General features: G+C 57.0%; 15 protein-coding genes. 8 read left to right on the top strand and 7 right to left on the bottom strand.

Annotated elements, in window-relative coordinates; all coding sequences use genetic code 11:
* Positions 1-25 precede the first annotated feature (25 nt).
* The 4 genes from AC27VJ_RS15795 to AC27VJ_RS15780 form a co-directional block, all read right to left on the bottom strand.
* A complete protein-coding gene (locus AC27VJ_RS15795; RefSeq protein WP_488684814.1) occupies positions 26-1,111 on the bottom strand; it encodes an ABC transporter ATP-binding protein in 1,086 nt (361 codons plus the stop codon).
* Positions 1,112-1,126: 15 nt separating this feature from the next.
* Positions 1,127-1,963 (bottom strand): carbohydrate ABC transporter permease, encoded by an 837-nt coding sequence (locus AC27VJ_RS15790; protein WP_488684813.1) that lies wholly within the window; start codon positions 1,961-1,963, stop codon positions 1,127-1,129.
* On the bottom strand, positions 1,960-2,820 hold the full coding sequence (locus AC27VJ_RS15785; RefSeq protein WP_488684812.1) for a carbohydrate ABC transporter permease: 861 nt from the start codon (positions 2,818-2,820) through the stop codon (positions 1,960-1,962). The genes AC27VJ_RS15790 and AC27VJ_RS15785 overlap by 4 nt, the downstream gene beginning before the upstream one ends.
* A 76-nt stretch (positions 2,821-2,896) precedes the next feature.
* Complete coding sequence (locus AC27VJ_RS15780; RefSeq protein WP_488684811.1) at positions 2,897-4,171, bottom strand: ABC transporter substrate-binding protein; 1,275 nt, start codon at positions 4,169-4,171, stop codon at positions 2,897-2,899.
* Between the two features lie 84 nt (positions 4,172-4,255).
* Here AC27VJ_RS15780 and AC27VJ_RS15775 point away from each other — a divergent pair, with 84 nt between their 5' ends.
* From AC27VJ_RS15775 to recX, 4 genes are all read left to right on the top strand, one after another.
* Positions 4,256-5,152 (top strand): helix-turn-helix domain-containing protein, encoded by an 897-nt coding sequence (locus tag AC27VJ_RS15775; protein ID WP_488684810.1) that lies wholly within the window; start codon positions 4,256-4,258, stop codon positions 5,150-5,152.
* A gap of 195 nt (positions 5,153-5,347) precedes the next feature.
* Entirely contained in the window at positions 5,348-5,578 is a 231-nt protein-coding gene (locus tag AC27VJ_RS15770) for a helix-turn-helix domain-containing protein (RefSeq protein WP_488684809.1), read from the top strand.
* 223 nt (positions 5,579-5,801) lie between these two features.
* Positions 5,802-7,025 carry an adenylate/guanylate cyclase domain-containing protein gene (locus tag AC27VJ_RS15765; RefSeq protein WP_488684808.1) on the top strand — a complete coding sequence of 408 codons (1,224 nt, stop codon included), beginning with the start codon at positions 5,802-5,804 and terminating at the stop codon, positions 7,023-7,025.
* 84 nt (positions 7,026-7,109) lie between these two features.
* Complete coding sequence (gene recX, locus AC27VJ_RS15760) at positions 7,110-7,661, top strand: recombination regulator RecX (protein WP_488684807.1); 552 nt, start codon at positions 7,110-7,112, stop codon at positions 7,659-7,661.
* A 3-nt stretch (positions 7,662-7,664) separates the two neighbouring features.
* Here recX and AC27VJ_RS15755 read toward each other — a convergent pair whose 3' ends face one another.
* Positions 7,665-8,057: a c-type cytochrome gene (locus tag AC27VJ_RS15755; protein ID WP_488684806.1), complete on the bottom strand. Its 393-nt coding sequence runs from the start codon at positions 8,055-8,057 to the stop codon at positions 7,665-7,667.
* A 91-nt stretch (positions 8,058-8,148) separates the two neighbouring features.
* Entirely contained in the window at positions 8,149-8,682 is a 534-nt protein-coding gene (locus tag AC27VJ_RS15750) for a DUF992 domain-containing protein (RefSeq protein ID WP_113089022.1), read from the bottom strand.
* A 373-nt stretch (positions 8,683-9,055) separates the two neighbouring features.
* Between AC27VJ_RS15750 and AC27VJ_RS15745 the strand changes: the two genes are divergently transcribed.
* From AC27VJ_RS15745 to AC27VJ_RS15730, 4 genes are all read left to right on the top strand, one after another.
* Positions 9,056-10,153, top strand: a complete 1,098-nt coding sequence (locus AC27VJ_RS15745; RefSeq protein WP_488684805.1) for an LLM class flavin-dependent oxidoreductase — start codon at positions 9,056-9,058, stop codon at positions 10,151-10,153.
* A 122-nt stretch (positions 10,154-10,275) separates the two neighbouring features.
* On the top strand, positions 10,276-11,472 hold the full coding sequence (locus AC27VJ_RS15740) for an acyl-CoA dehydrogenase family protein (RefSeq protein ID WP_488684804.1): 1,197 nt from the start codon (positions 10,276-10,278) through the stop codon (positions 11,470-11,472).
* A gap of 19 nt (positions 11,473-11,491) precedes the next feature.
* Positions 11,492-12,511 carry a ketopantoate reductase family protein gene (locus AC27VJ_RS15735; RefSeq protein ID WP_488684803.1) on the top strand — a complete coding sequence of 340 codons (1,020 nt, stop codon included), beginning with the start codon at positions 11,492-11,494 and terminating at the stop codon, positions 12,509-12,511.
* A gap of 14 nt (positions 12,512-12,525) precedes the next feature.
* The gene (locus AC27VJ_RS15730; protein ID WP_488684802.1) at positions 12,526-13,128 is read left to right on the top strand and encodes a 2-hydroxychromene-2-carboxylate isomerase; all 603 of its coding nucleotides are present in this window, start codon (positions 12,526-12,528) and stop codon (positions 13,126-13,128) included.
* An 81-nt stretch (positions 13,129-13,209) separates the two neighbouring features.
* Here AC27VJ_RS15730 and AC27VJ_RS15725 read toward each other — a convergent pair whose 3' ends face one another.
* Positions 13,210-14,640 (bottom strand): mannose-1-phosphate guanylyltransferase/mannose-6-phosphate isomerase, encoded by a 1,431-nt coding sequence (locus AC27VJ_RS15725; RefSeq protein WP_488684801.1) that lies wholly within the window; start codon positions 14,638-14,640, stop codon positions 13,210-13,212.
* Positions 14,641-14,727 lie beyond the last annotated feature (87 nt).

Raw genomic sequence — 14,727 nt, 5'->3', positions numbered from 1 at the left:
CCTCATTTCTGTCTTGGGAAGATGGTTAGCGCAGGCGGGCACCGGCACTGTCAAAAACAAAAGTCTTGCTGGCGAAAATCGAGACCGTCAGCTGTTGCTGGTCGCTGGAGTGCCGCGATTCCGGGCGCTCGATAATGAGCGGGATATCTCCGGCCATACGCGCATAGACATAGCTCGTATTGCCGAGATGCTCGGCCACATCGATCTCGACCGTCAGATCGGCGTCGCCGATGCCGACATCACCGAAATGCTCGGGCCGCACACCAAGGGCGACCTCGCTGCCGACCGTGACGGTCGAGTGGATCGGCAGCGTCAGCGTCACGCCGGGATCGTCCGTCACCTGAACCGTCACCCCATCCGCTGTTTGGCCTAAGACCTTGCCGGGCAGGAAATTCATCTTCGGGGAGCCGACGAAACCGGCCACGAAACGATTGGCGGGGTCGTCGTAAAGATCGAGCGGCGCACCGACCTGCTCGATGCTCCCTGCCCGCAAAACCACGATCTTATCGGCAAGCGTCATGGCCTCGGTCTGGTCATGGGTGACGTAGATCATGGTTGTGCCAAGCTGCTTGTGAAGTCTGGAAATCTCCACTCGCATCTGCACGCGCAGCTCCGCATCGAGGTTCGACAGCGGCTCATCGAACAGGAAGACCCGTGGCTGGCGCACAATAGCGCGACCAATGGCGACGCGTTGCCGTTGGCCGCCCGAAAGCTGCTTTGGCCGACGCTGCATCAGCTCATTGATCTGCAGGATATCGGCAGCGCGACGGACGCGCTGTTCCGTGTCAGCTTTTGGATTACCGTTCATCCGCAGCCCGAAAGACAGGTTCTCTTCCACGGTCATGTGCGGATAAAGCGCATAGGACTGAAACACCATGGCGATGCCGCGATCCATCGGCTCGGCATCGTTGACCACAGTGCCACCAATGCTGATTTCCCCGCCGGAAATATCCTCCAGCCCGGCAATCATGCGCAGAAGAGTAGATTTTCCGCAGCCGGAGGGGCCAACGAAGACGACGAATTCGCCATCGGCAATTTCCAGATCGGTACCGTGGATGACCTCAAGAGCTCCGTAACGTTTGATGACATTTTTCAGTGACAGTTCCGCCATGCGGTTCCTCCCGGATTACTTGACGGCACCGGCAGAAATGCCGGCGATGAAATGGCGCTGCAACAGCACGAAGACGACGAGGATGGGCGCGGTCAAAAGCATGGCACCGGCCATGATGCCGCCCCAGGACACCTTGGTGAGGCCGATCAGAGTTCCCAGTGCGACCGGAGCCGTCATCATGCCCGGCCGCGAATTGATGAGCAGCGGCCAGAGATAATTGTTCCACGAGGCTAGGAAGAGGATGATCGACAATGCGGCCATGGTGGGCCGTGCCAGTGGCAAGGCGATGCGCAGGAAAATCTGCCATTCCTTGACGCCTTCGACCCTCGCGGCATCGAAAAGTTCACCCGGCATCATGGAAAAGGATTGCCGCATGAAGAGAACACCGAGTGAGTTGAACAGCGGCGGTACGATCAGCGCGACCCAGGTGTTTGCCAGCTTGAACTCCCGCGCCACCATGATGAACTGCGGAATGACGACCACGGCATAGGGCAGCGTTATCGTGCCCAGGATGATGGCGACCACCACGGAACGCCCGGCAAAACGATAACGCGCCAGCGCCCAGCCCGCCATCGATGTCAACATGACTGACAGCACCGTGTAGATAACCGCCACACCGATGGAGATGGACATGGCGCGCAGGAAATCCGTATCCGCCTGAAGATTGCGGAAGTTCTCCAGGAAATGCGTGGAAGGCAGCAGCACGATTTCTGGGCTGAAGATGCCGTAATCCGGCATGGTAGAGAAAACGAACATTACCCAGATCGGAAACAGCCAGATGATGGCAAGCGGCGTGAATGCGGCGTGGAGAGCGATTTTTTGCCAGAGCAGTGATCTCGACTTGGACTTCATTTCGCGTCCCTCCCAACCCATAGCTGAAACAACGAAATCACGATGGCGAGAGCCGCAATCGTATAGGCAATGGCCGAGGCATAACCGAAGTTGAGCGACGTAAAGCCCTGACGATAAAGGAAAATACCCAGCGTCTCCGTTGCTCCGCCGGGACCGCCGCGGTTGGTGATGAGGAAGGGTTCGGTGAACAGCTGCATGGTGCCGATGACTGACAGCACGACGCAAAACATGATGATGGGCTTAAGAAGCGGCAGCGTGATGTGAATAAATTGCTGGCGCTTGCTGACATTATCCAGACGCGCGGCCTCATAGACATCGCCGGGAATGGACTGAAGACCGGCGAGAATGATGATGGCATTATAACCCGCCCAACGCCATGTGACGGCGATGATGATGAGTGCCATGGCAGCCGTGGAATTGTCGAACCAAGCAACGGGCGCAAGACCAACGGATGTGATGAGTTTATTGATAATGCCGAAATCGGCGCTGAACATCAGGCGAAACACGGCGGCATAGGCCACCTCACCCACGACAACGGGCGCGAAGAAGGCGAAACGGTAAAGCGGGCGTGCCTTGAGAAGCGGCGAGTTGAGCAACACCGCCATCATCGTTGCCAGCGCAATCATGACAGGCACCTGCACGACCAGAATGATCAGCGTGTTCTGCAAGGCGTTGTAGAAGGCCGGGTCCGCAATCAGGCGACCCCAGTTCATCGACGGCGCAAAACGCCAGGGGTTGATGCGCGTGTTCTGGAACGACAGCAGAAAAGAATTGATGATCGGCCACAGCCAGAAGGTGGCGAAGATCAAGAGATAGGGGGCAAGAAACGCATATGCGACCCTGTTGCGCAACGGCATATCGACCTCACAAAGCCAGAAGAGAGTTTAGCCGGACGCTTCCCGCGGAAGCGTCCGGCAACGGTCGGCCTGGGAGCTATTGCGCAACCGGAATGCCGGTTGCAGTCTCGATCTGCTTGGCAGCGTCATCGAGCGCCGTCTTGGCGTCCGGGAAACCACCGCTCAGATATTTGGTCTGGGTGGCACGGTAAATACCTTCGGCATCGGACTGGAATGCCGTGCCACGGCTTGGCACGATTTTCGGCAGGGTGGCCAATATGTCAGACCAGACGGCCTGACCGCCCCAAAAAGGTTGCGGCTCTTTGACGAAGGGGTCTTTGTCGGACGAGAGGAGCGATGGGACCAGACCGAAGGACTTCAGCATATCGATCTGACCGTCATTGGTCAGAAGGGCGTAGTCGATGAACTTCCAGGCTGCTTCCTTATGCTGCGAGGCAGAGCTTATAGCGAGAGAAGAACCACCCAGATTGGCGGCGCGCGGGCCATCGGCTGTCAGGCTCGGCATGAGGTAGACACCCCATTTTCCGGCCAAGTCGGGGGCATTTGAGCGGATGCTTCCCTCGTACCAGCCGCCGTACATCTGCGTTGCCGCCTTGCCACCGACACTGGACTGGATTTTTTCATCCCAGATAGCAGCAGTGATGATGCCTGCGTCCTTCATCTGCTTGAGCTTTTCAAGCGTTGCCACGCAAGCTGGTTGGTTGATGGTGATGCTCTGGCCATCGGTCGAAAAGTAACCGCATCCCTGTTCATTGGCGATCATGCGGAACCACTCGCTGTCGCCGTTGAAATCCGCCTGCGTCATGACAGTGCCGGGATTGGCCTCCATGACCTTCTTACCCGCAGCGATGAAATCATCCCACGTCTTGATCGTGGCCGGATCGACGCCTGCCTTTTCATAAAAGTCGCGTCTGTAGAACATCGCAACCGGGCCGGAATCCCACGGCACCGCGTAGGCCACGCCATCGACCTCAAGTTCGGTTCGCTTGAATTCCGGGAAGAGTGCCTGCTTTTCAGGGGTATAGCCGAGTGCAGTCACATCCGTAAAACAATCCGGAAAGCGCGACCAGAACACCTCTGCCTCGAAATTTTCCACCGTGACAATATCCGGAAGACCTTCTCCACCGGCTGCACAGGCGGCCAGTGACTTGTCGTAAACCTTGCTGTTTCCGAGATCCTGAACATCCACCTTGATATCGGGATATTTCTTGTTGAAACCCTCCAGCGTGGACTTCAACGCCGATGCGGCAACATCCCAGCTCCAGATTGTGATGGTGGTAGATTGTGCGGCCGCCGGTGCAGCAGCCAGCAGCGCAAGCGATACAGATGCGCCGATAAATTTAAAGCCCATTGAAAACCTCCCTTTTCAATTGCCGTCCTCCAACGACACGGGCAGATTAGCGGCGGGATAATATCTGTCTCGTAGAAAGGGAACATGGATTTGGCGGAAAGTAAGATCAGGGAGAGAGCGGTCTATCATCCCGGTGCCAGCAGCATCGAGGGTACGCCGACCAAGCTGCAGTTTTTCCGCACCCACCCCCCCGTCATGCTCATGCCCCACTGGCACGCCCAGATCGAGATCAATTACATCATGCAAGGTAGTGTCCATTACCGCATGGGCGACCATTCCCTGCGTGTCGAGGCCGGGCAGATGTGCCTGTTCTGGGGTGGGCAGGCCCACCAAATGGACCAATCCTCCGAGGATTCTTTCTATGCCGGAGCCCACCTTCCGTTGCTTCACTTCTTTCGCATGCGGCTGCCCGTTGCCGTCTCCACAAAGCTGATGGGCGGCGCGACCATGCTGACCTCGGTAACGGATCCATCCGACGACGAGAATTTTTCCCGCTGGTTCCGCTATGCCAATTCTGATGATCCGCTGAAAGCAGACAATGCAGTGGAAGAACTGCTGTTGCGGGTGGAGCGAATGTTCATGGAACCCTACACGGTCGTTTCGCCTGCCTCGCAAGAAGGTAAGGTCGTCGATGCAGAGGGCTCCCCTTCCTTAAGCGTTGTGCGGATGTGCGATTTTGTTGCGGCGAATTTTCTGGAAGATATCGATGCGACGGATATCGCGCGCTCGGCAGGCCTTCACCCGAAATATGCGATGAATCTGTTTCGCAAATCGACCGGCATGACATTGATCAAGTATCTGACGCTGCTGCGTCTTTCCCGCGCGCAGGCTATGTTGATCAACGATAACGACAACATTCTGCAAGTCGCGATGGAAAGTGGCTTCGGTTCTGTCAGCGCGTTCAACAAGGCTTTTCGGCAGGTTGCGGGCATGTCACCATCCGACTTTCGCCGGGATATGCGGTCCAATAATATGGTTTAAAAACAGTACGATACACCCCGATGAACGGACGTTCAGAATCCTTACTAAAATTTAACTATTGCTAGCACGGCAAAGATGGCTATTTTCCTGCTGCGCTGCACCATATCCCCTCTCCTTATGCAGCGCGGTCGCATTAAATGCCGGGAACTCCGATGGACACCGGTTCCATTCAATGTCCATTCTAGGGAGATTATAATGACAATATCTGTTTCACATCCTCATTCCAGCGATCAGACACACGCACCATTTGCCGAAAAAATTGCGGCAACCAGAAACAGCGCCGGTTACACGGTCGAGCAGCTGGCCATTACCTGTGGCCTGACCGTGCAGGAAATCGTCGCCCTCGAAAACGGCTTGGACAACAATCCGTCGCATATCCAACGGGTCGCAGCGGCTTTGCAGATTCCGCTTTCCAGCATCGTTTGATGCACTGACCCTGCCCTCGACCGAAGAGGGCTTTTCCTCGCCCGTCGCTCCGGAGATGTCATTGTTCTCCAGGACGGGCGAGAAAATCGCACAGATCGACACGCGTTTTTTCGCGCCCCCTTAAAAACCGCTTTCCGGCATACCACATGCAGGTCTCATCACCCGATGTAACGTTTTGGTGATGCGCGCATTCCTATTCCATGACCTGACATGTGAGACTGAAATGACAGACGCAAACCTCGCTGGCCTGTCCCACGCTCCTGCACCAAAGCCATTCTGGCCTTCGCAGCCCTATGAGATATTGAACTGGCTGGTGCTTGAAACGAGCAACCAGCGCTTCATCGACAATCTCTTCGTGGAGCTTTGCCAGCGGCTGAATGCTGCCGGTGTTGCCGTCGCCCGCGCATCGCTGAACTTTTTCGTGCAGCATCCGCAATGGCGCGGCGCGCGCATGTTGTGGTCCAAGGGTAGCTTGGAAGCGGAATTTACGACCTATGCCTATGGCATGGAAGACTCGGAGGAATTTCGCAACAGCCCGATCTACGCGATACAGTCCGGAGCCGAAGAAATCCGTTACCGCCTGGACATTCCACCAACCGAACCGGAATACTCTATCTATGCCGAACTGCGCGCAGAAGGGCTGACGGAATATTGCGCATGGCCGCTGAACCATACGTTCGACAAGCGCCATGTCGTGACCTTTTCCAGCGACAGGCCGGGCGGGTTTACGGATGCAGAGATAGACATGCTGCGTAGCCTTGTTCCAGCCATCGCTCTGGTATCGGAAATTCGCCTTAAAAACCGCATGGCGCGCACATTGCTGGAAACCTATGTCGGCCCCCATGCCAGCCAAGCAATTCTGGATGGCGCGACGCGACGCGGCAGCGGCGCCACGGTGGGTGCGGCCATCCTGATCTGTGACCTCCGCGATTTCACCCATATTTCCGACCTATGGCCACGCGACGACGTCATCGAGCTGCTCAACGGCTATTTCGACGCAATGTCCGAGCCTATCGAAAAATTCGGCGGTGAAATTTTGAAATTCATGGGGGATGGCCTGCTCGCCATTTTCCCACTGAGCAACCCGAACGCCTGCGCCAACCTGATTTCCGCCATTGAAGAAGCACAAGTCCATCTGGAAGCTCTGAACGAAGCAAATATGAAGCGTGGTCACGAGCCGCTTGGTTACGGCATTGGCGTGCATGTGGGCGATGTCATGTATGGCAATATCGGCTCGAAAAGCCGGCTGGATTTCACCGTCATCGGCCCAGCCGTCAACATCGCATCGCGGCTGGAAAGCCTGACGAAGGAAATCAAACGATCCGTACTGATGTCAGAGACATTCGTGGACATGGCCGGAAACATCAGAGATTTTGAGAGCATCGGTGCCCATACGCTGCGGGGCCTCGAAGCCCCAATCAATGTCTACGCCCTTCCAGCGACATGATGGCTGGCAAACAATTTGGGTTTAACAATCGGCGGATTTTATCTAGACAGCTTTCATCGATATGGACGACAGGGACTGATTTCGGTGACTGATCAAACGGAAGCGCCGAGTGCTCCCACCGCCAGAATGCTGACTTGGGTGCGCAACTCCACCATCTACCGGCTGGAACGCCGGATGATGACCGAGCGGCAATTGTTCGATGCCATTGCACGCAAGGCAAAGCAGAAATTCGAAGACATCACCGCCGAGCAGATTGAAGCGCTGGCCAATGCCGCGGTCAAATTCGCCTATGACATCAAGGCGCTGGATGACGTCGCCTATGCCGAAATTGCCACCCGCTCCGCCATTCGCGGCGGTAAATCACGCAGGGCGATTGCGCAAAAGCTCAGCATCAAAGGTGTCGGCAAAGACATCACCGCGCAGGCTTTGAGCGAAGCCGACGATCTCTACGCAGCTGTTATCATGGCGCGAAAACGCCGCTTCGGGCCATTCCGGCGTGATGAGGCCGACCAGAAGAGAATGCAGAAGGAAATCTCCGCATTTGCCCGGAACGGCTACAGTTTCGAGATCGCAAACCAAGTGTACCGGATGTCTCTCGATGATGCCGAAGAGATACTGGCTCAGGGCTCACCCTGACGATCACTGCGGCGGCAAAGGCACCGTTTTCAGATAGGCGATGAGATCATCGATCTCGCTATCGCTCCACAGACCGAAAAAGCGCATGGAAGTGCCGGGAACCGTCTTTTTCGGGCTGGACAGAAAGGCATGAAGCTTCTCGTCGTTCCAGATCAAGCCACCTGCACCAGCATCCTTCATTGCCTGCGAATAACTGTAATCCGCGACGGAGCCTGCCGGTCTGCCGACGACGCCCATGAGATGCGGTCCCATGCGGGTACGAGGGTTCTCGATACTGTGGCAGGCGGAACATTTGCTGAAAGCGCGTTCACCGCGCTCTGGATCGCCATCCGCCCATAGGGTGGACATGGACAGAAGGAGACAGATGCCCGTCAGCAAACCCAGCTTTCTCGTCATCCTGCATTATCCTTATGCCAAATAAAAACGCCCTCCCCGTCTATACGACGAGAAGGGCGTGGTGTTGATGCGTCAGATTGACGTAACGCATTTAGCCGTTGATTGGGTTCAACGTGACCGATGTGCCCGTTGCAGCGAGGTTCAGACCAACCTGGCCTGTGACGCTGACAGTCTGAAGCTGGATGGAACCGGCTGTTCCGCCAACCAGAACGTTTGCGCCAACGCCGAGACCGACCGTGGCTTCAGCTGTAGCACCCTGATAGAGGCCACCGAGCGAGCCCTTGTGGTAACCGGCAGTCGGAGCGAAGACGGCCCAAACGAGGCGACCCTGCGTGGTGAAGCCGAGGTCTACACCCATCTTGCGGATCGCACCGCTGTAATGGTCGGTGCGGCGAGCGCCCATCGTGGACTGGAATGTGCAATCAAGTTCCTTGGCAGAGCCAATAACATAACCAACGCCACCACCAACGTCGCAGGTCAGGTAACCGATCTTGACACCGTTGCGGTCATCCTGGTCCTGATATGTCGCTTCGGGATAGGTTGCGAGGTCCGCAGCGATTGCGCTTGCGGTGCCACCGAGGCCCAGCGTCATTGCGGCGAAGGTTACGGCAAAAGCTTTTTTCATTTTGTTTTCTCCTGTTTGATTCTTGACCCGCAGCAGCCCGTTTGCCCTTTTCGGATAATGAATGGCGCAACGTTAACGTTTGTTCCTGAAAAACGATCCACTGCACCTGCCACTCAACCAAACTCTGCCATTGGGTTAAGAACTGGTTCACGAGCTAAAAGCCCATTGAGGCGCAGTTAGGGCGCGAAAGTTATGGCGCTCTGCACGTCCTTAAATGAGCAAAAGTCTCTCGTCGGCACGCTTTCATCATGCCTGGCCGGATTGGAATTTTATTTCTATTATTTCTATAGACAAAGAACAGCCTGTCTTTCTCACACGGGTATCCGGTCTTAGGTTCTGGGCATTCTTCGAATATCAGCCGCGAGGACAGGGCATGACGACGGAATTCATAAGCGTTACCTTTACAAATCCATCCACGGAACTCGATCCGATCCCCGACCCGTCTATCGATCCGGCTTTTCTCGTGCGCTACGCCCGATCGCTGGATGATTACGGCTTCAACTATACGCTCGTGCCCTATGGATCGTCATCGCACGACCCATTTACCATCGGCGCGACGATTGCGGCCCATACCAAAAACATCAAGATCATCATCGCGTTGCGCCCAAACACGATTTACCCGACCGTCGCCGCCAAGGCTCTGGCGACGCTGGATCAGCTGAGCGGTGGGCGTGTGGTGGTTCACTTCATCGCAGGCGGCAGCGATCAGGAGCAGGCGCGTGAAGGCGATTTCCTGACCAAGGAACAGCGCTATGAGCGGCTCGAGGAATATATCCGCATTCTGCGTCAGGCCTGGGCCAGCAGTGAGCCATTCGATTTCGATGGCACGCACTACCAGTTCAAACAGTTCCGCAATGCCGTGCGTCCAACCCATGGCACGATCCCTGTCTCGGTTGGCGGATCGTCCGACGCGGCCTATCGTATCGGTGGATCGCTGGCGGATATTTTCGGCCTCTGGGGCGAGCCGCTTGCGGAGACGAAAGAACAGATCGACCGCATCTACGGCGAAGCCAAGAAGGCCGGGCGAACGGACCGCCCGCGCATCTGGGTGACCTTCCGTCCTATCGTGGCCGAAACGGACGATCTGGCCTGGGCCAAGGCGCACCGTGTTCTGGAAGCGCTGAATGCCAACCGCGAAAAAGGATTGGGCAAGGCACCGCCAGCCGCACCTGCACCGGCCAATGTCGGCTCGCAACGCCTATTGCAGATTGCGGCGCGTGGCGACGTGCATGATCGTGCACTGTGGTACCCGACCGTGACTGCCACCAATGCCAGCGGCGCATCGACCGCGCTTGTCGGCTCACCACAGACGATTGCCGATTCCATCCTCGACTATGTAGATCTCGGTGCCGATCTGATCTCTATTCGCGGATACGACAATTACAACGATGCCATCGACTATGGCCGTTATGTCCTGCCACTTGTGCGCGAAGGCCTTGAGGAACGAGAAGGCAAACGCAAGGTCGCCTGATGCTTCGACGCCCGCTGTTTCCTGACAAGCAGCGGGCCATTTCTACACAGACGATTCAACGCCGCGCCTAAAAATGGAGCGGCCGGATGTTTCCTGTCCGAAGATCAGAAAGCAGGATCAACGTGCCACACGACAATGCAGAGTTGGACAAGGTCGCGGATATCGTCGCAAAAGCGGCACCGGAAGCCGACAGAGGCGATCAATTCCCATGGACGGGCATTCGCGCCGTGCATGCGGGCGGATTTCTGAACGGCACCGTCGGCGCAGCCTTTGGCGGTAGAGGCGAAACGCTTGTCGATACGGCACATGTTCTGGCGGCATTGGGTCGCGCCGATCCTTCAGTGGCGCTCATCACTGCCATGACGCTATACACCCATCTCGGTGAAGCCAGCCGCAACCGCTGGCCACAGGCAATCTATCGCCGTATTCTCGAGGAAACGAAAACGCGTCCCGTGCTGCTCAACGCCGCCCGCGTGGAGCCGGAACTCGGCTCCCCTGCCCGTGGCGGCCTGCCTTCGACACTTGCGCGGCGAACAGGCAATGGATGGTCGATCAGCGGGCGCAAGCGCTTCGTGACTGGCGCGCTCGGTCTGACATACTTTCTGGTTTGGGCGACCACGGATGAAACGCCCCAGCGCGTCGGCACCTTCGTCGTTCCTGCCGACAGCCGGGGCATCAACATCATCCAGAACTGGAACAGCCTTGGCATGCGCGCGAGCGGCTCGCATGATGTCGAATTCGATGCGGTTGAAATCCCGCATGAAGACGTTATCGATCTCACCGATATCTCATCGGGTACGCAGGACAATCTCGCCCATGCCGGTATGACACTTGCGCTAACGGCCATCTATCTCGGCGTGGCAGAGGCGGCGCGAGACAATTTCATCCGCTTCGCCCATGAGCGTGTACCGGCCAATCTGGGCTATCCCGTTGCCCGCACGGAGCGCTTTATCAATCTGGCCGGTGAGATCGATCTTCTCGTTTCCGGCGCACGACAGATCATTTTCGATGGCCTGAACCATGCGCCGGCGGACGGTGAAAAAATGATCCGGGCACGTCTGCTCGCCGGACGGCAGTTGAAAGAAGCCGTGCAGATCGCAGTCGGCGCACTCGGCAATCCGGGTCTCGGCGCCGATCTTGGTCTGGAACGGAACTTCCGCGACATTCAGTCGGTTTTGGTGCACGCACCGCAGGAAGATACGTCCGTGGCCATGCTAGGCCGCGCTGCCCTGCAACGGGGAGCGCCAGCACCGACGCCAGCGACATTGAATCCCCGGCCGGAAACCGTTAGCTCAAACCCGATCCGTAAAGCTGGTTGAAGGTTCAAGAGGGACAGGCATGACGCGTTACATCATCATCGGGGCGGGCGCCGTGGGAGCAAGCCTTGCCGCTGAATTTCAGCAGGCGGGCATCGACTATGCGCTCGTTGGCAGGGGTCGTCAGATCAAACATATTCTGGAACATGGCCTGGAATATCGCCGCCCAAGCGGCGCGCAGACCATTCGCCTCAATACGTTCGATGTCAGCGAACCGCCGATACTGCGCAAAAGCGACATCCTTCTACTGACCGTCAAAACGCAGGATGTGGAAGAGGCGACCCGGGACTGGGCGGAACTGCCGCTGGAAGACAGCCGCTCAGAAACCTCCTCCGACCTGCCCATCGTGACCTTCCAGAACGGGCTTTCCTCGGAAGACATTACGCTCAGACGATTCCAGAATGTCTATGCGGCCAGCATTCTCACGCCTGCGCTTTTCTTAGAGACGGGAAAAGTATCCGTCGCGGGCGACCCGCAGGTTGGTGCGCTCACGCTTGGGCGATATCCGAACGGAAGGGATGCTATTGCCGATGAGATCGCGGCTGATCTGACAGCAGCCAACTATCTGGCCGAACCACGCGATGATATCCGTCGCTGGAAAGCGGCGAAGCTGCTTCACAACGTGCGCAATGCGGTGGAGCTTTTTGCCGGGACACCGGAGCAACTGCAACAGGCGGGTGACGATCTCAGCCAGGAAGCGGCGCGCGTGCTGAAGGCCGCTGGTTTCGACCCCGCGCAAGCCACTGAGCGCAAAATAAGTCTGGACGGCTGGCGTATTGCCGACAACAGCGGTGTAAAACGCGGCCAGCAATCGACCTGGCAGAGCTTCAGCCGCGGAAGCTCCAGCGAGGTGGATTACCTCAATGGCGAAATCGTCAGGCTCGGGCGCCTGCATGGCATCGAAACGCCGTTCAACAGGGCAATCCAGCAGGCAGCAGCCAGCTTGGCCCGCTCAGGATCGGCACCGGGCTCCATCGATATTGCAGATGTTTTCCCGAAAGCAGCTCTCCAAGAGCCGCTATCAAAACTCGCCGCACTATAATTCAGGACACATCAATGACGAAAACCATCGATTATTTCTTCGGCATCGGCTCGCCCTGGGCCTACATCGGCTTTGATGCTTTTCGCGATCTTGCAGAGCGTTTCGATGTCGAGATCAAGCCCTACGTCATTCCACTGATTGAAGAAAATGGCGGGATTTATTCCCGTAACCGCCCGGATGCCCGCCGCGCCTACTGGACCAAGGATCTCAAGCGTTGGGCAGCGCTCCGCGGCAAAGTGCTGAACTTCGACAATCGCGCTGCGCTTTCGGACCCGACACCGGCAGGTTATCTCGTCATCGCCGCAGCCTTGAGAGGCGAGGACTGGGCGACACTGGCCTCTGCCCTTCAACACGCATCCTGGAGCGAAGGGCGCGATATCGGCAATCCAGAGGTTCACATCGCCATTGCCGATGCTGTCGGTCTCAACGGAAAAGAACTGGCCGAACATGCGTTAGCAAGCGACGTCAAAGCCCAATGGGCAGCGAACTACCACACCGCCAAGGATGCCGGCGTATTCGGACTACCGACATTCCGTTACAAGGGTGAGCTTTACTGGGGGCAGGACAGCCTGCCATTTCTGGAACGCCACCTGAGCGGTGAAAAACTCGTGGCCTGACAATCAGGAAATGTAGCCACCGGACTGCATCTGCGGCAAATGTCAGGGTCTGAAACAATCAGACCCTGATCGCCAAACATATCACTCGCGCTTGTAATCATCCTGCAAGCGTCTGATGTCATCCTCACCAAAATACGAGCCGGTCTGGATTTCGATGAGTTCCAGCGGAATCTGGCCGTCATTGGCTAGGCGGTGCGGCTTGCCGAGTGGGATGTAGATCGACTCGTTTTCCGTCAGCAGGCGCGTCTCTTCGCCGATCGTCACTGTCGCCGTGCCGCGCACGATGATCCAGTGTTCGGAGCGGTGGTAATGCTGCTGAAGCGATATTCTGTGACCCGGCTCCACCTTCAGGTGGCTGACGCGGTAACGCGGACCGGAATCGGTCTGCTCGATGTGGCCCCACGGGCGATAGGCGCGTCGATGAATTTCCGTCTTGCGCACATGATCGCTGTCTTTCAGGGACTCGACCAGACCTTTGACACTCTGCACCCGGTCTTTCGGCGTCACGAGAACGGCGTCTTTCGTCGCCACCACGACCAAATCCTTGGCACCAACAACCGTCGTTAGAATGCTGCTCGAATGGATGAGGCACCCTTCTGAATCAACGAAAATGCCTTGGCCCTCGACCGCATTGCCATTGTCCTGCTTGTCGGCAATCTCCCAGATCGCATCCCAGCTGCCAATATCCGACCAGCGGAAATGGCCTCGAACAACAGCCATACGTTTGGTGTTTTCGATGACCGCATAATCAATGGAGTTCTTCGGCGACTCCTCGAAGCTCTCCTTGTGCAGTCGCACGAAGCCGAGGTCGTTCTCATGCTCATCCACCGAGCGGGTGACGGCGTCGAGAATGTCAGGGACATAGGCTTTCAGCTCGGCAATCATCACATCGGAGCGGAAGAGGAAGTTGCCTGAATTCCAGAGGTAGCCTTTTTCCACATAGGAAATCGCCGTCTCTTCATCCGGCTTTTCCACGAAGGCTTCGACCACACACAGGTCTTCATTGCCGTTGATTGGCTCGCCCGGATTGATATAGCCGTAGGAGGTTCTGGGTTCGGTCGGCGTGAGACCGAAGACCACGATATTGCCCTCCTCCGCCGCTTCTGCACCGAGCCTGACGGCATCCGAAAACTTGTCGTTGTCCAGCACCACATGGTCGGCTGCGAGCGCCAGAACCAGAGACCCCGGCTCCCGGCGTTCGGCCAGCACGGCAGCAGCGGCCATCGCGGCTGCGCTATCACGGCGGGCGGGCTCGAGTACGACCGTTGCAGAGAGGTCGATTTCTTCGGCCTGCCTGCGTGCAAAGAAACGGAAGTCTTCATTGGTGATGACCAGCGGCTGATCATAAAGCGCCGTGTCGCTCACGCGCTGCAATGTCTGCTGATAGGTGGAGAGATCTCCGACGAGCGGCTGAAACTGTTTGGGCAATTGATCGCGTGATACCGGCCACAATCTCGATCCCGCTCCGCCTGCCAGAAGTACCGGGATAATCTTCCGAATTTGTCCGTTCACTGAAACTACCTTTCCAATTCAAACTCATCACTCTTTAACGGCTGCCAGCAAAACATGTGTGAACACGAATGCCAAGGTCGTGTGGCG

The sequence above is a fragment of the Agrobacterium sp. 20P9.1.2 genome (assembly GCF_057799395.1).
This window is presented reverse-complemented; position numbering and strand designations above follow the sequence as displayed.